Below are 19,121 nucleotides of genomic sequence, written 5' to 3' on the forward strand. Positions count from 1 at the left end.
AATTTTCATGACCCATGCTCCTGAGCAAACGGATCAGTCCAGGTATCCCGGCAAGTTGCGGATACTGAAATCAGTCAAGGCACTGGACACCGGGCTGCGAGGTAAACAGGACAATTTTCTCTTGCTGAGACTCCTGGCCGCCGCCCTGGTGATCTATCGCCATGGCGGCGCCGTAACCGGAGGCAGCGGCTTTCGCGACCTGCTTCCATGGCTGGGATGGGGCATCGACTCGGGCAAGCTAGCCGTCGACATGTTCTTTGTGGTCAGCGGCTTCATGATTACCGGAAGCTATTTGCGCCGGAAACATCTGTTCGATTTCCTGTGGGCACGCATTCTGCGAATTTTCCCGGCTTACTTGTTCTGTCTTGTCGTGTCCAGTTTCGTCTTGGGTGCGGTATACACAAACATGCCCACCAGTGCCTATTTAAAAGATCCGGTCGTCCTGAACTATGTGATACAGAACATCAAGCTGCAGACTCACATGGCGTGGCAGCTTCCGGGAGTATTTGTCGACAATCCAAAGTTGGACACCATCAATGGTTCGATCTGGACCCTTCCCGCCGAAGCCCGCATGTATCTATGGGCCGCCGCGTTGGGTCTATTTGGCGCGCTGTCCCGACGATGGCTCGGCAGCCTGGTGATTGCCGCACTGCTACTGCTGGGTATCTTCCTGCCGAACAGCGCCATTCTGATGCTGCCTGATATCTATTTGCACATTGCTGCCATGTTTGCACTAGGTGCGCTGTGCTATCTCCATCGGTGCATCATTCCTATCGGCTGGCCATGCGTCGCTGTACTCGGGGTGACGGCGTACCTGCTGCGAGATACCGCTGTCTATCCGTATGCGTTTGGCATCACTCTGGCCCAATTCTGTTTTTCATTCGCCTACTGCACGCCATGGCATGGCTACAATCGTTTTGGCGATTATTCCTACGGCCTCTACATCTGGGGTTTCCCCATGCAGCAGGTGATTGCGCACCATTTCCCGACGCTTCCGCCGTTGGCCAACTCGCTGATGGCATTTCCCCTGGCCCTGAGTCTTGGCATATTGTCCTGGCATGCCATTGAAAAACCTGCGCTCAAGCTCAAACGCGTTCCCGCGCAGCTTTGGAAAAAATGGGCAACTCGCTACAGATGGATCCAGTTCATCAAGCGCATCGCCTGATGTCGCGGAACGACGACCGGCGGTATCAAGCGATCACCAGCGACAACGTCAATTCGCCAGTCCGCAATTTCTGGAAATTGTATTGAATGGCACAGCCAGCTTTTCCTGACGGTCACTTCTACTCTCCAGTCGTTGATCCCGATGAGGCAATGCGTGACGCACAACGCATCTGGCCAACGGGAAGAGTGACCAGGGGGGTCGACCTCAATCCTGCAGGGCATGAGGAGCTTCTCGGCACGGTTTTCCCGCCATTGCTCAAAGACTTCAGCTACCCCGCCAGCGGATCGCCAGATGAGGAACTGGATCACTTCTATGACTTCAATGGCCAGTTCGACCGGCAGGATCCACGTGTACTCTTCTGCCTGTTGCGCATGATTCGACCTCGACGCATCGTCGAGGTGGGTTCGGGTTATTCCACGCTTCTCATGACCGACGTCAACCATCGCTTCCTGGATGGCACCGCGGCAATCACGTGCATCGAGCCATATCCCCGCCCTTTCCTGGCTCGGGCCTGCTCAGCCGGACATATCGCGCTTCTGCGCCAGCGCGTGCAGGAAGTCGACGAAGGCATGTTCGCGGACCTGCGTGATGGAGACATCCTGTTCATCGACTCCTCGCATGTCGCCAAAACCGGCAGTGACGTGAATCGACTGGTGCTGGATATCCTTCCGATACTCGCGCCGGGCGTCTACGTGCACTTCCACGATATTTTTCTGCCTTGCGATTACCCGCAACGATGGGTTTGCGAATTGGGCTTTTCGTGGAACGAACAATATCTGCTGCACGCCTTTCTCGCCTTCAATCCACGCTTCAAGGTGGTCTACGGGAGTGCCATAGCCCGTGAATGCCATACCGCCTCGCTGGCCGCGCTGCTTGGCGATAACCCCATGAATGGCGGAAGCCTTTGGCTACGCCGAACATCCGACTGAACGCGGACTTTCACCTCAAAGCTGGCGCGCCCTTCCGGACGCACCACAAAAAATCCCCGGCAGCGAACCGCCGGGGATTTTTTGCTTCGTGGTGGCCGCCTGAAAACGCGCAGCGGCTAAACGATTACTTCGTTGCTGCCACAGTTGGTGGCGGCGTGGCAGCATAGATCTTCCATGCGGCCAACAGGTTCGCCGCATTTACAGAACCCAGGCCAGAAGCGAAGCTCCAGCCCGGCCGAGCCCCGAAGGCCCGGTTGTTGACGGTATAGCTGGTGGGCGCCGCGTCCCGGGTAGTCAGACCCAGCTGGAATGCACCTTGCTCCACTGTCCCATAGTAGTAACAGTTCGCCGTGGTGAACGCCAGATTGCTCGGCTGATAGCACTGCGAGGAAATCGCGCTGCGAGTGATGTTGTGGAACACGCAACCGCTGATGTTCCCGGGAGCAGGATCCGTACTGGCGCAGGCCGTCGGCACCGGATCATTGGAGGTACTGGTGCCGTACTCCTGACCCGCCAGAGCGTACAGAGTGGGTGCCGCATTGCCTGAACTGACCGGACTGCCGGCGGTGCCCAGGCCCTGATCGATCAACGCCTGGATGCCGGCGAACATCGGCGAAGACAGCGAGGTGCCGCCACTGAGCGCCACCGGACCCGAGAAGTCGGGTGTGCAGGGATAATAGGATGTGCAAGTCACCACCCAGGTGGCGCCGCCATACGAGCCGGCAAACAGGGCCACATCCGGCAGGTCGCGCGATGTATCCAGCGCAGCGTCGTATACCGCCGACTGCCATGCTGGCTTGGCATCCACCGACGAAGGACCACCACTGCCGGCCTCGGAGGTCGCGTAATACCCTTCTGGATCGTACTTCAGGTATTCCTGACAGAACGCCAGAACCGAGCTGAAACCGAAAGATTGGGCAGCCACGCCATTGCCGCAGGACTGGTTCCACGGGATCTCCGGCACATAACCCCATGCCGAACCGCCATAGGCGTTCGTGGTGCTGGCAAAGTATTTGCTGGTGGTACCGTCGAGGACGTCAGCGGTATCCGTGCCGCCCACAGCCGTCACGTTGGGTGAGGTGGCAAACGAGTTGGCATCGACGCCCGAAGCGCCGTTGTAGCCATTAATGAGACCGCCATTGAAGCTCGGATTGGAACCGGAGTCACCGGTCGACACGAAGACGGAAATACCCTCGGCATCGGCCTGTGCCCACATGGCATCAATCGCCGTCTTGCTGGTGGAATCCGTGAAATATTCACCATAGCCATAGCTGGCGCTGATGATGTTCGGCAGAGTCGTACCGTTGATCAGGTTGGTCGCCGCAATGAAAACGCCGCCGAAGAAATTCGTCGTCGCGTAGCCCGAAAAATCAGCGGTGTAATCGGAACAGCTGGCGACCTCGATATTTGCACCCGGAGCCATCGCGGTGGACCACTCTGCATCAAGCAGGGTCTCGCCCGACTCGCCAAAGTCGGCGACGGAGGGGTCATTGCAGTTGGTCGGGCCGCTGGTCGGTGCCGGATTGATCTGACTGAAGGTGCCGTTGTACTGGGTGAGATTGAATGTACTGACGAAGTTGGTCCAGTCTGCGGGCACCATGTCCTGGTCTTCGACGACGGCAATGGTCACGCCTGCACCGGTCACGCCTGCTTTGCGCAACACATTGGCGTTGTACATCTGGTTGAGATCGAAGGGCACCAGGCCACGTGCGCCACCCACGAAGTTGATCGCTTGTGGCTTGATCGCCTGTCCAGTGGCTGCCTGCACCTTCGCCACTTGCTGAAGTGCCTTCTGGGACGCTACATCCGCTGCGGATTTGAGATCGAACTTCTTCGTGGAAGCATTCCATTGCGCGATCTTCGGCTTCACATGTTGCGCCGTCGCATGGAAATCGTTCAGGCCCATCACGCCAACCACCACGTCCTTCAGCGCCACCGGAATGGCAATGTCGGTGGCATTCGCCAGGTGCTTCACCTTGTTGATCGTGTAGGCATTCTCCTGGGTATGGAACGCCTGGCGCACCTGGCCAGCGGTACCGCTGAAATCAATCTGCGTCTTGTTCGGGTAGACGCTGTTGACCTTGAAACCCTGCGAGGTCAGCCAGCTGGTCACCGCAGCGATATCGCCGTCGGTCACGCCGAAATTCTCGCCGAACTGCTGCGGCGTAAGCCACTGACGGAACTTGCCCGATTTCGGATCATGCTGGTCTGCGATGAGCTGCTTCAGCGCTGCCTGGCGCTGCGCACTGGGCCGGAGAACCAGCTGCATATGGTTCATCTTGGCCGTATCGGGAACATGATTGCTTGCCGCCTTGGTGACGAATCCCAGATGCGTGTTCGGGAGCGCTACCAGCGTGTTGTTATTGACCGTGCCGGTGACCCTCGAGGCCTCCGTGGTATTGATACCCGCCAAAGCCAGGTTTTTCACGGAAACCGGTGCCTGCGCAAGCAACATGGCTGGCGTACTGGCAAGCGCTGCCGCAATCGACGCACTGAGAATGAAATATCTTTGTTTCATCTTTGTAGCTCCCTATGTAAGTTGGTCAAAAAGTCGATGGCGCACTTGCCAGATCCACTTTGCGAACTGCACCTTGCGTGCACACCTACGCCCACTACTACCGAAACTTCCCCACCCTCCACTGCGAATGAACGGGGACGCCGTTCATTCGCCTTTACTGCACCGTAGGCAACAGCAACTCCCGCGTGTTGATCTGCCGTTGCTCAACAATGAAAAAAAAGAACCCCCCACGGCAACGAGCCATGTGCAATTCATACAAATCCGATTCCCTCACCGATCACCCGGATACATGCCCTGCGTAGCGTTGCCTTCATAAAGACCGATGAGGAAACGTCTCAAGTTGCCGCTTGAAGTGTGCGCCGACCAATTAATGCCTGCAATGCTATTTGCAGGCAATTTTCCATGAACTCGATCGCCAAATTCGTTATCCCAATAAAGTCATCGCATTGCAATAAATTGCGATTTCACGTCATGGGCGAAAATAATTGCAGATAAATATTGCGGCGAAGCTCATGGCATCAATTTCAAATGTGCCAGCAAGTCAATGGCATAGGCAAAGCCATTCGTGATGGATCCGGAATGGTGCTTCGCCCGTGTCGAAATAAATTGCGTCGGCAATACGTCAGCAACAATTTCCCACGCCATTATAATCAATGGCATAAACCAGCGAGTGTGTAGTCAACACGCAGCCAAATATCCGCAAGCAATTGCGCAGCATTTGATATAACCAAAGGTTATCGCATGCGCATCGGCGAACCTCGCAGAACCATCACCATCCTGTGCGGCGCGTTCGCAGGGATGACAAGCAAGGGCACGATTTTTCTAGACCCCATTAACGATCCACTCGCTGAGCAGATCGCCGCAGCTCGTACAACTTGGCGTATTTCAGGAACGCGTAGAACGCGTGGATGCGGGCGGCGATGAAGCCGGCCCAGCCCGAGCGGTAATGTCCACGCAGCACGTAGTAACGCAGGAAGGCCACTGCCGGATAGAGCACCATGCGCAGACGCAGCCAGGACAGCTTGCGCGGAGCCAGATCCGCCAGCTGCATGGTGGAGTAGCGGTTGGCCTTGGCAACACGTCCGGCTATATCGGGTTCGCCGGCATGATCAATCACCACGTCGAGTACCCCGATCGGACCATCCACCAGCACCGACTCATGCACCTGGTGATCGCTCATCCGCGCGCGCTGGCGATCGAACAGCCGCACGTAATGATTGAGCCGGCTGTGCAATGACTGCCAGCGCCAGAACTGCCACTCGCGGCGCCATAGCTGATAGCCCGCATGGACTGGTGCCTGCAATGCCTGCTGCAGGATGGCGGCGCCCGCCGGCGTGAGCGACTCATCGGAGTCGAGCAGCAACACCCAGCGCTGGCTGGCCAGGTCGATGGCTGCCTGCTTCTGCGCGCTGTAGCCCGCAAACGGCTGGCTATGGATATGTGCACCGTAGTGCGCGGCAATCGCCAACGTGGCGTCCGTCGAGCCCGAATCCAGCACCACGATCTCGTCGGCCCAGGCTACCGAGCGCAGGCAGGCGTCGAGCGTGCCGGCGTTGTTCATTGTGGTCACCACGACCGACAACGGTTCACGCTGGCTCATCGTCACCTCCCACCACATACAGTGCGGCACACCATAGCCCGAGCAGCCAGCCGAACAGCAGACCCCACCATGCCGAATAGAAGGCCAGATGGGTGTTCAACGGAAACAGCATGACAGCCAGCGCCAGAGTGGCGGGGAACGCGCGCATGCGCGCCGCTTCGCCTACCCTGCGCCATGCACGCCATGCCAGCACGCCGGCGGCCAGCCACAATGACAAGCCAAGCACGCCGGTTTCGGTGAGTATCTCCAGCACCAGTTGATGCGGGTGACACGCGCCCTCGCCCACGCCGCAGGACTCCGCGGTAAGGAAGTGATCATTTGCCGGTGCGTAACGCGGATAGGCATAGCGGAAACCGCGCACGCCGACGCCATCGACCGGATGCGCTGCAACCATCTTCACGCTGGTACGCCAGATATCCAGCCGGCCGCTGAGCGCGGTATCGACGGACTGCCCCGTGCCTTGCAAGGCCAGCAGGGTGCGATCCATCCGCATCTGAAAGCGCGTCGAGGTTCTCCAGGCGATGCCGCCGGCAAGCACCAGCAGCAATGCACCGATCGCGCAGAGCCCGGCAAAGCGCAGCGGCGAGCGCGCTTCGCGCCAGGCAAAACCGAGCGCCACCAGCGCGTAACTCACCCACGCCGCACGCGAGCCGGCCAGAAGCACCGGGCCCAGCACCAGCACGAACGCAAGCAACAGACCTGCCCGGCCCCAGCGCCGGCGCGCCGCCCACAACGCAAACGGCGACAGCACGGCAAGGGTTGGACCCAGCTTGAGATCGGTGGCGCCGAAGATACCGGAGATGCGCTCGGCCTCGGCATGTCCGGCCACGCTCCAGCCGGTCAGCGCCTGCATCCAGGCATCCACGGTCCACAGCGCGAGCACCAGCGCGACCGCCGCATACAGCGCCTGCAGCTTGCTGTCACGGCGGATCGCAAAGCACGCATACAGGCCGAGCGGCGCATAGCGCAGCAGCGCCAGCACGGTGCCCCAGCTCTTGCCCGGCACCACGGAGCCGAACGCAGACAACAGCGCAGCCCCCGCATAAGCCGCCAGCAACCACAACAACAGTCGCGCCCCCGGATGCTGCCGCCAGGCCCACGGCTCACGTGCAAACAGCAGCAGCACTCCGAGCAGGCAAAGAAAGGTACCCAGTTCGGAACTTCGCCCGAACGGCAGCAAGGCGACCACCAGCCAGTACGGCAACAGCGGGGAACGCAGTGCTGCCTTGAGCGAGGTACCGAAGGAATTCATGCGCGGATCGAGGCGAAGGCGATCCGGCATTGTAGGCGACCGGGCACAGCCGCGGACCCGGAGCCCGCCAAGACTTCAGCTGCCGGCCACTTCGTCGTAAAGCGCCAGCGTGCTGTGCTGCATGTCGATCAGGCGATAGCTCTGCAACGGAGAGATGGACGGCGCCACCCGCAACAACTCGGCGGCACGCTCGACCAGCCGCTCGCGATCACCCGGCGGTACGCGCCCGGCCGGATACAGCTCGGCCAGCAATTCGCCGACGCCACCGTGCGCATAGCCGAGTACCGGCCGGCACAGCGACAAGGCCTCGATCACGGTTCGCCCGAACGATTCGGGCTTGTTCGACAGCTGCAAAACCAGCGACGACACCGCATAAATGTCGCGGATGTCGCTACGCGGCGGCGTCAGCACCACCTGCGTGGTGACCCCGCGCATGCTGATCAGCTCGCGCAGTTCCTTCACGTAGGCTTCGCGACCGGGCTCGATCACGCCCAGCAGCAACAGGCGTGCCTCGATCCCGCGACGTTTCAGGTCGGCCAGCAGTTCGATCGCGTCGTGATGACCCTTCAGCCGTGTACCGCGCCCGGGTAGGGTCAGCATCGGCGCACCGATCAGTGCCGGAAATTCCGCAAAGAAGGCCTTTTGCCACGCATCGTCCGGGCGATGCCCGTAAGGAAACGCCGCCGGGTCGATCCCACGCGGAATCACCTTCACTTTGCCCGGCTCCAGCCAGCGGTAATGGCTGAGCACGTAGTCACGCACGGTTTGCGAAACCGCGATCACCCGCTCACCGCGCAACAGGATCGCGCTGTAACTGCCCGGCGAATTCAGCCCGTGCACGGTGGTGATGAAATGCGGCCGCACTGCCATCCCTTTCAGGGCCCACCAGCCCATCCATGCCGGCAACCGCGAGCGGGCATGCACGATGTCGGGCTTGAGTTCGTGCAGCACACGCCGCAAGGCGCCAAGGCGGGTCAGCGTACCCAGCGACTTGCGCCCGAGATCGAGCGTGATGTGTTCGCTGCCCTCGGCCAGCAGTTGCTCGGTCAGCCGGCCGCCGGCCGAGATCACGACCGAGCGATGACCCGCCTGCACCAGCGCCCGTGCGATCTCCAGCGCCGAGCGCTCCGCGCCGCCCGAATGCAGCGCGGGGATCAACTGGACCACAGTCAGCAGCCTGGCGGGTACGACAATGCTGGACATGAGCTCTGGACTGGACGCTTTCATTCCCAGAGGCAAGCAAAAACAATGCCGCCAGCTGCTCGAATGAACTCAACCGGTCAATCGCGCAGCACGTAATGCGCGCCGCAGTAGGCGCAGGTTGACTCACCACCGTCATCGACGATCGGCAGATACACCTTCGGGTGCGAATTCCACAGCTCCATGCCCGGCATCGGGCAGGACAACGGCAGGTCCGTACGCGTCACTTCGTAACGATTTTCGGCATTTGCCGGCACCAGCGGCACGGCCGCGGAAAGGGGACGCGACATGAGGGAACTCCAGACTGGACATCAGGCCGCAAATGGTAGCAGGCTGAAGCCTTCTGTCGGGGGGCGACGGAAGGGGCTCGTGGGGAGCCGGCAGCCATGTCTGCTGGCTGGATTCATGTGAATTTCATCAGGCACGGACATACATCCTCGCCCCGGCGCCATGCGCCGGGATTCACTCGTTCAGGAGCAAACCATGGACTCTGGAAAGATCATTGAACGTGTCAAGGGCATCTTGACGACACCCCAGACCGAATGGCCGGTGGCTGCGGCCGAACCGGCGACGGTCAGCGGGTTGTACAGTGGCTATATCGCGATTCTCGCGGCGTTGCCGGCCATCGCCGGCTTCATCAAGGGCAGTCTGATCGGCACCGGCGCATTTGGCATCACGGTACGCATGCCGATCGGTTTTGGCATCGGCGAGATGCTGCTGCGCTATGTGCTGACCCTGGTGCTCGCCTATGTCGTCGCGCTGATCATCAGCCTGTTGGCACCCAGCTTCGGCGGCCAGAAGGACACCACGCAGGGATTGAAGACCGTCGCCTACGCCTGGACGGCCTACTGGGTAGCTGGCATTGCCCTGATCGTGCCCTGGCTGGGCTGGCTTATCGCGATCCTCGGTGGCATCTACTCGATCTATCTGCTCTACGTGGGCTTGCCGCATACCATGAAATGCCCGTCGGACAAGGCGGCCGGCTACACGGCGGTGAGCGTGATCATCGCCATCGTGCTGGGCTGGATCATCAGCATCGTCATCGGTTCCGTCTTCGCAGTTGCCGCGCTAGGCGGCGGCGCGATGAGCGGCATGCAAATCACCAGCAGCGACGGTAGCAGCGTCAGCGTCGACGGCAACAGCGCCCTCGGCAAGCTGGCCGCGATGGGTCAGCAGGCGGAACAGGCCAGCAAGGAACTCGACGCTGCGCAGAAATCCGGCGACAACGCCGCGCAGCAGGCCGCGATGGGTAAGATGATGGGCGCGGTATCCGGCACCAACGGCAGTGTCGAGGCGCTTGCGCCGGATCAGATCAAGGCTTTCCTGCCCGACAGCCTCGGCAGCCTCAAGCGCACCAGCATCTCGGCCCAGCGCAACAACGCGATGGGCATGCAGGTCTCCGATGCCAGCGCCGAGTACGGCAACGACAGCGGCCAGCACATCACGCTGGAGGTCACCGATACCGGCGGCGCCAAGGGCTTTGTGGCGATGGCCGCCGCGATGGCGCCCGAAGAGGACAAGGAGACCGACCACAGCTATGAGAAGACCCACACCGTCGACGGCAATATGGTGCACGAGGCATGGGATACCCAGTCCAAGTCCGGCGAATACAGCGTGGTGCTCGGCCAGCGCTTCACGGTCAAGGCGAACGGCAACCCTGACAGCATCGATCAGCTGAAGCAGGCCGTCACCAGCATCGACCTGAGCAAACTGGAATCGCTGAAGGATGCGGGCGTGAAATCCAACTGATCCAGCGGCATGGTCCATAAAAAAACCGCGCCATACCGGCGCGGTTTTTTCATGAACACTGCGAGTGCTTATTTCGCCGCGTCGGCCTTCGGCACTTCACCTTCGGTGGTGATGCGGATCTTGATCTCGTCGCTGACTTTCGGCACGTACGCGCCGACACCGAAATCCGAACGCTTCAAGGTGGCGGTGGCATCGAAGCCGATCGCCTGGGCCTTGGTCATCGGGTGCGGGCCGACCTTGTTCAAGGTGGCGTCCAGCACCACCGACTTGGTCACGCCATGCACGGTCAGGTCGCCGGTGACCTTGAACTTGCCGCCGCCCAGCGGCTGCACCTTGGTGCTCTTGAAGGTCACTGTCGGGTATTTGTCGGCGTCGAAGAAATCGGCTTCCTTCAAATGCTTGTCGAGCGCCGGCACATGGGTGTCGAGGTTGGCCAGCGGCAGCGTCACCTCGACGCTGGACCGGGCCGGATGCTGCTCGTCGAACACCAGGGTGCCGTCACCCAGGCCGAAGTCGGCAACGGGGTTGGAGTAGCCGAAATGGTTCCAGCTGAACAGCACCATCGTGTGGCCCGGATCGAGCTTGTAGGTGACCGGCGCGGCCTGCACCGATACGGCGGCGCCGAGCAGACCGGCGAGAGCGAGATATTTCAGTGCGCGCATGGCTAATGACTCCTTGAGGACGGGGAAGGCAATGTTGCTTCAGGCGATGGTGCAGGCTTCGTCAAACGTGAGGCGGGGACTGCGTGGAAACAGGTTGCGGTCGGCGTCGCCGTAACCGATGTTGATCAGGAAATTGGATTTGATGGCGGTGCCGGCGAAGAACGCCGCGTCCACACCAGCCTGGTCGTAACCGGACATCGGGCCACAATCGAGCCCGAGCGCGCGTGCGGCCATCAACACATAGGCACCCTGCAGGGTGGCGTTGCGAAAGGCAGTGGTGTCGATCAGCGGCTGGTTGCCGACGAACCAGCTGCGCGCATCGGCGTGCGGGAACAGCTTCGGCAGCTGCTCGTAGAACTCGTGATCGGTGGCGATGATCGCCGTCACCGGTGCCTCCATGCTTTTGGCACGGTTGCCCTCGGACAGAAACGGCGCCAATTTCTCCTTGGCTTCCTTCGACTTCACGAACACCACCCGCATCGGCGACGCGTTCGCGCTGGTCGGACCGAACTTGGCCAGTTCATAGAGCTGGTGCAGCTGGGCATCGCTCACGTCCTTGGGCTGCCACGCATTGAACGTGCGGGCGTTGCGGAACAACTGGTCGAGGCCGGTCTCGGAAAGCAACTCGCTCATGGGTATCCTCTGCTGAATCGACGCGCCGATATGGCGCTGCAACTTGCAAGTGTATAGGCGCGCGAGCGCCAACAGATCACGACTTGGGGAACGTACTGTGTTGACCAGGGAAACAATGACACGCCGCCAGCGCCCATGCTGAAGCTTCAGGGTGAATGCTGGGTGATCACCGATGCCGCCGCCGGCAACCAGCGGCAGGCACTGGCACTGGCCGAACACCTGCAGACACCGTTCCGCCACCTGGTGCTGACACCGCGCGCGCCATGGTCGTGGCTGGCGCCGCGCTTCAGCTTGGGCGAACCACTTGTCCTGCCAGCCAGCCAACGCAAGTTGTTTGCCCCCCCGTGGCCAAGTGTGGCGATCGGCTGCGGTCGGGCCGCCGCCCTGTTCACCCGCCTGCTGCGTCGGCTGTCTCTTGGGCAGTGCTATACCGTGCAGATCCTCGATCCGCGCATCGACCCGGCGCACTGGGATACAGTGATCGCGCCACGGCATGACCAGCTCGACGGCGCCAATGTGTTGCAACCGCTCGGCTCGTTGAATAACGTGGACGACACCTGGCTGGCCGACGGTCGCGAATCCTGCCCGCAGTTCGCCGAACTGCCACAGCCGCGCATCGGCGTGCTCCTGGGCGGCCCGCGCAAGGGCATCGCGCTGGATGCCGGTTACGCCCAACAGCTGGCTACCCGTCTGCTGGCCCGCCAGCGACAGGCAGGAGGCAGCCTGTTGGTGCTCGCCTCGCGACGCACTCCACCCGCACTGATCGATATGTTCCGGCAGCACCTGCAAGGCGTGCCCGGCCTGGTCTGGGCCGGCCGCGATGACGGCCGCAATCCCTATCCGGGCGTGCTCGGCTGGGCCGATCGCCTCATCGTCACGCCCGACTCGGTCAACATGCTCAGCGAAGCCTGTGCCGTCGGCTGCCCGGTGCAAACCTTTGTCATGGGATCGCTGCCGCCGAAGATCGCGCGCTTCCACCATTCGCTGCGCGAAGCCGGGCTGCTGCAGGATCTCGATGCGCCAGCACCACCTGAACCGGCTGCGCCCTTGCGCGAAACCGCCGTGATCGCCACCGAGCTGCGCGAACGAATCCTGCGCCGCAAACCTGGTTAGGCACGCCATTCAAGGCGGCGATCAGCTGCCCAAGATGCTTCATGGCGCTTCACGTACCCAGCGCAGTCGACCGTCGGCAAGCAACGCATCGAGTTGCGGCGCGAGCGGGCTAGACAGGATTTCGGTCGACAACGGACTGGCGGCCACCAGCCCGACGCAGGTATTGCGCCCATCCTGCTTGGCCCGGTAGAGGGCAAGGTCGGCCAGTTCCAGCGCGGCATCGAACGTCTTGCTGTCGGCATGCAGGGCGAGTGGATGCAGGCTGAAGCCGATCGAGCAGGTCAATCGGATCTTGCCGCCGCGACCGTCCGTGAAATCCTGCATCGCGATGTCCCGGCGCAGGCGCTCCGCAATGCTCAGCGCACCGGCAGCATCGACGCCGGACAGCAGCAGCAGAAATTCCTCGCCGCCCCAGCGCACGGTGATATCGCTGCCCCGTCGCGCAGCCGCAAGTACGCGGCCGAGTGCACGCAGAACCGCATCGCCCGCCGCATGACCGTAACCATCGTTGACCTGCTTGAAGTAGTCGATATCGATCTGCAGCACCCCGGTGCACTCGTCGCCGGAAAGCACCTCGGGCAATCGGGCCAGCAAGTAACGCCGGTTGTGCAAGGCGGTCAATGCGTCGGTGTGGCTCTCTTCGGCCAGCGCGAGATTGGCCACGCGCAGGCGTTCGATCGCGCGCGCAAGCTGCTCGGTGCGCTGCACGACCTGCGCTTCCAGTCGTGCATTGCGGCGACGTTGCGCGCGCAGGCTCCACCCGACCAGCAGGGCGATCACCAGACACAACAGCAGGATCGCAGCGACCCGCACCAACAGGCGCTCATACCAATGCGGCTCTACCTGGATCGCCAGGCTCGTCTCGGGGCCAAACGCGGCGCCCCCGGAAAGCGCCGCGGCGACACGGAAACGATATTTCCCCGGCGGCAAATGCGTATAGAACGCGGTGCGCCGAGCGCCCACGTCCTGCCAGCCCGTGTCATAGCCTTCCAGCTGGTAGCGGAAGCGCACCGAGCCCATGCGCAAGTATGGCGCGGTGTAATGGATGGCCAGATCGCGCGCGCCCTGGCGCAGATCGAAGGCCTCGCCCGGAAGCTGGTGGCCTTGGTGCTCGATCGATTCGATCAGCGCCTGCGGCGATTTCGGCTGTGTGCCGAGTGCCCGTGTATCCAGCCCGAGGGCTCCGTCCGTCGTGCTGTACCAGACGACATCGCCGACGATCAGGCTGCGTGCGCCGGCACCGCCGTTGCAGCAGTGCGTATTGTGCAGGCTGGTGGCACGTTCTTCGCCGGCCAGCAGCTGCGGCACCAGCGGCTGCGCGGGCATGCCCGGCAGCGGCAGTTGCGCCAGCGGCAACCGCCATGCACCGGCAATCGAGCCGACGTAGAGCTCGCCATCGTGTATGTCGAGTGTCCACGCATTGTCGCTGGGTAAACCATCCTGCTGGGTGATCATGCGCAGCTGGCCGTTCACCATGACGCCGATGCCTGCATCGGTGGTGGCCACACCCAGCATGCCCGGAGTCAGCAGCGCCACGCGGGAGACGAAGTGGCCGCGTAGGGGTTCGGCCCAGGCAGGCTCGCTCAGTTTGCCGTCACGCCACTCGCGCACCCCATCCTCGGTACCCAGATACAGGTGGTTCGGTGCCAGCGGCAGGATCGAGCGGATGGTTGCGGCGGCTACCGACGCCCCGGGATCGACGCGATCGAGGATGCTGTCGTGCCAGCGGTACAGGCCGCCGGATGTGCCGATCCAGATGTCGTCCTCCGTCAGTTCGCGCACATCGTTGATCTGCCAGCTGGCCAGCGCAGTGAGCGCTGGCGGAGTCACATCGCGGCCATGCTCGTAAACTGCGATGCCGGCGCGCGTGCCGATCCACAGCCGCCCCCGATGGTCGTAGTAGAGCTCGTAGGCGGACGGATTCGGCAGCGCCTTGCCGGGAATCAGCGGCTTTACGTGCTTGCCGTCGAAGATTTCCACATCGGAATTGGTGCCAAGCACGATCCCGCCCTGCGGTGCGCGCACCACGCTCCACACCAGGGCATCGGCCAATCCATCGCGCAGCGACACACGTCGCGTCCAGCCGTTCCAGACCCGGTACAGGCCTCCGATGTGGGTACCCATCCACAGGTTGCCGGCGTGATCCTCGTACAAGGCCTCGACCCATGGGTGATGGGCGATATCGCTGTCGTCCGCGTGCTCCAGGGTGCCATCAGGCAAGCGCCGGTATACCGCTGGCACCGTACCGATCCACAACGCACCATCGCGATCGGTCAGCAGACTTTCAATCGACGTGGCATCCAGCTCGGGGCTCAGTCCCGAACGGACGATGCGCCTTCCGTCCAGGCGCATCAGTCCAAGGTGCGTCCCCAGCCACAGGCTGCCGCGGGTACTCGCCAACTGGTTGATGGCTGTCGGCTGCGCGGCGGCGCTGTCTTGCTGCGTGCATGTGGCCGCCGGCGGATTCATCACGGCAGCAAGACGACACACACGCCCCAGGCCGCCAATCCACACCCCGTCGCCTTGGCGCAGCAAACTGTAGGCTGGGCCGCTGTAGCCGGGCACCGGCACGATCCGGCCATGTTGCATACGCGCCAGCCCTTGGGACGTGGCCAGCAGCGGCGTGCCGTCACCGGCATCGATGATCGCATTGACCGCATTGCCGCCCAGCGCGGTGAAGCGACCGTCATGCTCGAGCAGCAGGCCGTGTGCTCCGCCGAACCATACCTGTCCCAGCGGATCCGCCCACACCGCCGAGAGCATGCTGGTGTCGATGCCGGTGCCGGCGCGGTCAAACGTGACGAATTGCGCACCATCGAAACGCGCCACCGCGGTCTGCGTGTTGACCCACAGAAAGCCCGCGCGATCCTGGGCAATGCCGAGGACGGTGATCTGCGGCAGGCCTTGTTCGATGCTCCAGTGATCCACCACAAAGGCATGAATCGGCGTCTGTGGATCCAAGGCAACAGCCGACCGCATACCGAATATGCAGATCAGTATCGCGAACAGGACCGCGTACAACGTCCGAGCCATGTTCCCCCTTGCCGAAGCTACGCTCCAGCCGAAGTGCGCAGCTTGCTTGCGGCGATCTTGCCCTGTCGGCGAGGTGCCATACAAGCGTTCTCGCCGGCAGTTCCGCCTGCTCGGTCACCAGACCGGGCCGACATGACGACGGATCAACATCGGCACTGATCCGTCCGCCGGCTCTTTCGCAGTGCCGCCAACGCAACAGCCTCGTGAGTCGTTGCGTGACATGACCATTTTCGAAAGGAAGGCACGCAGGATCCTGCAGGGAATGCCTGCGCATCTTGACGGCACTCGAGATATCTCCGCCCCGCACAACTAACCTCGTGCTCCGGACGGGCTACACCGCATGAGCGGATCGGCCGAATGCGAAGCCGAGCGCATCCGTGACATCTCGCACACTGCCGCACAGTTGTTGCAGCCCGGCATCGCGCGGCGTGATGCGCGAGCGCAGATCGAGCGTGCAGGCCAGTGCACGCCGCAACAGGTCGGCATGCGCCACGGTCAGGATGGCAGCCTGATTGGCGTCGAGCAGACCGGCAGCGCGACAGGCCTCGATCAGTGCGGCGTTGGCGGTGACCGCCAGCAACTCGGGATGCTGCGCCGCGTGCGCCAGCACCAGACCTTGCAGGGCGAATTCGATATCGAGCAGACCACCGTGGCCTTGCTTCAGATCGAACTGGTTCGCATCCGAACGATCGCGTTCGGCACGCCAGCGTGAGCGCATGCTGCTGACCTCTTCCAGCACGGTGCTGCGCTCACGCGGCACCGCGAGGATTTCGCGGCGCACTTCGGCCAACTCGTGATTGAGCGCCACATCTCCAGCCACCGGGCGAGCGCGCAGCAGCGCCTGGTGCTCCCACGTCCATGCCCGGCTTTTCTGGTAGGCCGCGAAGGCATCGAGACTGCTGACCAGCAGCCCCTTGGAACCGTCCGGACGCAGTCGTGCATCGACTTCGTACAAACGTCCGCCGCGGGTCAGCACGGTCAACCAGTTCATCACGCGCTGGGCCAATCGCTGGTACCAGCGCGAACCCTCGATCGGGCGCGCGCCGTCGCTCAACGCCTGCGCACGGCGACCGTCGAAGACGAACACCAGATCCAGATCGGAAGCGAAACCCAGCTCCTCCCCGCCCAGGCTGCCATAGCCGAGTACGGAGAAACCGGAACCTGCACCAGGCAAGCGACCGTGCTGGACGATCAACTCGCGCTCCGCCAGCGCCAGCACGGCCCCCACCACCGATTCGGCCAAGGCTGCCAGTCGGCGCGCGGTGGCCACCGCATCGGCCCGGCCGTCGTTGAAGGCAAGGCCGAGCCGGAATGCGGTGGATGCCTTGAATTCGTTCACCCGATCGAGTTCCGCCTCGGCCTCACGCTCCTCCAGCGTGGTCAGCACGCGGGCAATTTCCGCCGCAATGTCGGCGCGCTTGAACGGCAGCTGGTCGATGCGTGGATCGAGCACGTCGTCCAGCAGCAACGGCTGCACGATCACCCGTTCAGCCAGGAAGGCACTGTCGCCGAACAGGCGTACCAGCCGCTTGCGCGCGGCAGGCTGTTCTTCCAGCAGGGCAAGATACGACGACCGGCGTGCCACCGCCTGCATCAGCCGGCACAGCCGCAGCAGGCACGCTACCGGCGCGGCACTGCTGCGGGCAGCGGCGAACAGCTGCGGCATCAGCTGGTCCAGCCGTTCACGCGAGCGCGCCGACATCGCGCGCACCGGCGCGGCCTGCGGCAGTTTCAATAAGGCCTCGGCCAGCTCGGCGCCAGGCGTGAAACCGGAAGCTTCCAGCACGCCGGCATCGAGCGACTCGGCACAGGCGCGCTGCCACAGCACGCGATCGGCGGCCGGCACGCTGGCAGCGGCACCGCCTTGCGGCATCAGCACCGCGGCGAATTCCTCGCTGACGATGGCGCGATGCTTGGCCAGCGCCGCATTCAAGCTGTCCCAGTCGGGATAGTCGAGGCTCAGTGCAAGGCGCTCGCGGCTCAATGCGTCATCGGGAACGTCATGGGTCTGTGCGTCGCGCAGCATCTGCACGCGGTTCTCCACCCGGCGCAACAACATGTACGCCTCGCGCAACATGCGCGCGCGCGCCGCGCCGATGTGCCCGCGCGCCTCGCAGGCGGTGAGCGCCGGCAACAGGCCGCGCACGCGCAGGCTGGGTTCGCGGCCGCCGCGGATCAGCTGGGTCAGCTGCACGATGAACTCGATCTCGCGGATGCCGCCAGGGCCGAGCTTGAGGTTGTCGGCCAGGTCCTTGCGTGCGACTTCGGCATCGATCAACGCCTTCATCTCGCGCAGGCCGGCGAAGGCGGTGTAGTCGAGGTACTTGCGATACACGAACGGACGCAGCAGCTCCTGCAGCTGCTTGCCGGCGGCAAGGTCGCCGGCGACCGGGCGCGCCTTGATCCAGGCATAGCGTTCCCAATCGCGCCCCTCGCTCTGGTAGTACTGCTCCATCGCGGAAAAGGACAATGCCAGCCGGCCGGCGTTGCCGAACGGACGCAGCCGGAGGTCGACCCGCGCGCAGATGCCGTCCACGGTCGGCTCGTTCAACAGGCGCACCAGCTGGCGGCCGAGCCGGATGAAGTACTCGCTGTTGTCGAGCGGGCGTGCACCGTCGGTCTGGCCACCGTGCGGGTAGGCCAGCACCAGGTCGATGTCGGAGGAGAAGTTCAGTTCGCTGCCACCGAGCTTGCCGAAGCCGATCACCAGCAGCCGCTGCCGCACGCCTTCATGCGTGCGGCTATGCCCGTAGCGCGTCGCCAGCGCATGCTCGGACCAGTCCAGCGATACGCCGAGCAGGGCCTCGTAGAGCACGCTGGTGGCCGACAGGGTTTCCGGCAGTTCGTCCAGCCCATTGACGTCGCGGAACACCAGCCGCAACGCCTCGGCGTGCCGGAAGCGCCGCAATGCCGCCATGCTGGTGGCTTCGTCGCCGGAAAGCTTGATGGCATCGATGCGCACGCTGGCATCGCCGCCCGAGCGCAGGCGCTCCAGCCCCTGCGGCGCCAGCCATTGCGGCTGGCGGCACCACACATCGAAAGCGAAGTCGCTGGCCAGCAGGGTGCGACGTATGCGTTCAGCCACGCCGGCATCGTCGTGCAGGGGCACGCCCGCGGCACGGCAGCGGGCCACCAGTTCGCCGTAGCGGTCGTCGATCAGCGCTCGCAGCGCAGCGGATTCATGAACAGGCATCCAGCCATTGTGCCGCAGTGCGGCAAGGGATGCTGCGCCGAATGAGTGCCGGGAGTCCGGGTACACCGTTGCCG

The 19,121-nt window shown here is 62.9% G+C and carries 13 protein-coding genes; 4 read left to right on the forward strand and 9 right to left on the reverse strand.

Features of this window, described 5'->3' with window-relative positions; all coding sequences use genetic code 11:
• The first annotated feature begins 7 nt into the window (after positions 1–7).
• Both B0E46_RS11095 and B0E46_RS11100 read left to right on the forward strand, forming a co-directional pair.
• Positions 8–1,165: an acyltransferase gene (locus B0E46_RS11095; protein ID WP_168171188.1), complete on the forward strand. Its 1,158-nt coding sequence runs from the start codon at positions 8–10 to the stop codon at positions 1,163–1,165.
• Positions 1,166–1,251: 86 nt separating this feature from the next.
• Complete coding sequence (locus B0E46_RS11100; protein WP_077555854.1) at positions 1,252–2,094, forward strand: class I SAM-dependent methyltransferase; 843 nt, start codon at positions 1,252–1,254, stop codon at positions 2,092–2,094.
• 124 nt (positions 2,095–2,218) lie between these two features.
• Here the strand turns inward: B0E46_RS11100 and B0E46_RS11105 are convergent, their stop codons facing one another.
• The 5 genes from B0E46_RS11105 to B0E46_RS11125 all read right to left on the reverse strand — a co-directional run bounded on the left by B0E46_RS11105 (position 2,219) and on the right by B0E46_RS11125 (position 8,954).
• A complete protein-coding gene (locus tag B0E46_RS11105; RefSeq protein WP_168171189.1) occupies positions 2,219–4,549 on the reverse strand; it encodes a S53 family peptidase in 2,331 nt (776 codons plus the stop codon).
• Between the two features lie 895 nt (positions 4,550–5,444).
• Positions 5,445–6,212 (reverse strand): glycosyltransferase family 2 protein, encoded by a 768-nt coding sequence (locus B0E46_RS11110; protein WP_077555856.1) that lies wholly within the window; start codon positions 6,210–6,212, stop codon positions 5,445–5,447.
• Complete coding sequence (locus B0E46_RS11115; RefSeq protein WP_077555857.1) at positions 6,199–7,464, reverse strand: O-antigen ligase family protein; 1,266 nt, start codon at positions 7,462–7,464, stop codon at positions 6,199–6,201. Before B0E46_RS11115 ends, B0E46_RS11110 begins: the two co-directional genes overlap by 14 nt.
• Positions 7,465–7,539: 75 nt before the next feature.
• Positions 7,540–8,667 (reverse strand): glycosyltransferase, encoded by a 1,128-nt coding sequence (locus B0E46_RS11120; protein ID WP_077555858.1) that lies wholly within the window; start codon positions 8,665–8,667, stop codon positions 7,540–7,542.
• A gap of 77 nt (positions 8,668–8,744) precedes the next feature.
• Positions 8,745–8,954, reverse strand: coding sequence for a zinc-finger domain-containing protein (locus B0E46_RS11125; RefSeq protein ID WP_077555859.1), 210 nt, complete (start codon positions 8,952–8,954; stop codon positions 8,745–8,747).
• A 193-nt stretch (positions 8,955–9,147) separates the two neighbouring features.
• On the opposite strand from B0E46_RS11125, the gene B0E46_RS11130 reads away from it, so the two are divergent.
• Positions 9,148–10,413 carry a Yip1 family protein gene (locus B0E46_RS11130; RefSeq protein WP_077555860.1) on the forward strand — a complete coding sequence of 422 codons (1,266 nt, stop codon included), beginning with the start codon at positions 9,148–9,150 and terminating at the stop codon, positions 10,411–10,413.
• 68 nt (positions 10,414–10,481) lie between these two features.
• Here B0E46_RS11130 and B0E46_RS11135 read toward each other — a convergent pair whose 3' ends face one another.
• Both B0E46_RS11135 and B0E46_RS11140 read right to left on the reverse strand, forming a co-directional pair.
• Positions 10,482–11,075 carry a YceI family protein gene (locus B0E46_RS11135; protein ID WP_077555861.1) on the reverse strand — a complete coding sequence of 198 codons (594 nt, stop codon included), beginning with the start codon at positions 11,073–11,075 and terminating at the stop codon, positions 10,482–10,484.
• Between the two features lie 39 nt (positions 11,076–11,114).
• Complete coding sequence (locus B0E46_RS11140) at positions 11,115–11,708, reverse strand: malonic semialdehyde reductase (protein ID WP_077555862.1); 594 nt, start codon at positions 11,706–11,708, stop codon at positions 11,115–11,117.
• Between the two features lie 135 nt (positions 11,709–11,843).
• Between B0E46_RS11140 and B0E46_RS11145 the strand changes: the two genes are divergently transcribed.
• Positions 11,844–12,821 carry a mitochondrial fission ELM1 family protein gene (locus B0E46_RS11145; protein WP_077555863.1) on the forward strand — a complete coding sequence of 326 codons (978 nt, stop codon included), beginning with the start codon at positions 11,844–11,846 and terminating at the stop codon, positions 12,819–12,821.
• Between the two features lie 39 nt (positions 12,822–12,860).
• Here the strand turns inward: B0E46_RS11145 and B0E46_RS11150 are convergent, their stop codons facing one another.
• Positions 12,861–15,782 (reverse strand): ligand-binding sensor domain-containing diguanylate cyclase, encoded by a 2,922-nt coding sequence (locus B0E46_RS11150; protein WP_168171190.1) that lies wholly within the window; start codon positions 15,780–15,782, stop codon positions 12,861–12,863.
• Between the two features lie 403 nt (positions 15,783–16,185).
• Complete coding sequence (glnE, locus tag B0E46_RS11155; RefSeq protein WP_077555865.1) at positions 16,186–19,047, reverse strand: bifunctional [glutamate--ammonia ligase]-adenylyl-L-tyrosine phosphorylase/[glutamate--ammonia-ligase] adenylyltransferase; 2,862 nt, start codon at positions 19,045–19,047, stop codon at positions 16,186–16,188.
• Positions 19,048–19,121 lie beyond the last annotated feature (74 nt).

It is taken from the genome of Rhodanobacter sp. B04 (assembly GCF_002001125.1).
Lineage (GTDB): Bacteria > Pseudomonadota > Gammaproteobacteria > Xanthomonadales > Rhodanobacteraceae > Rhodanobacter.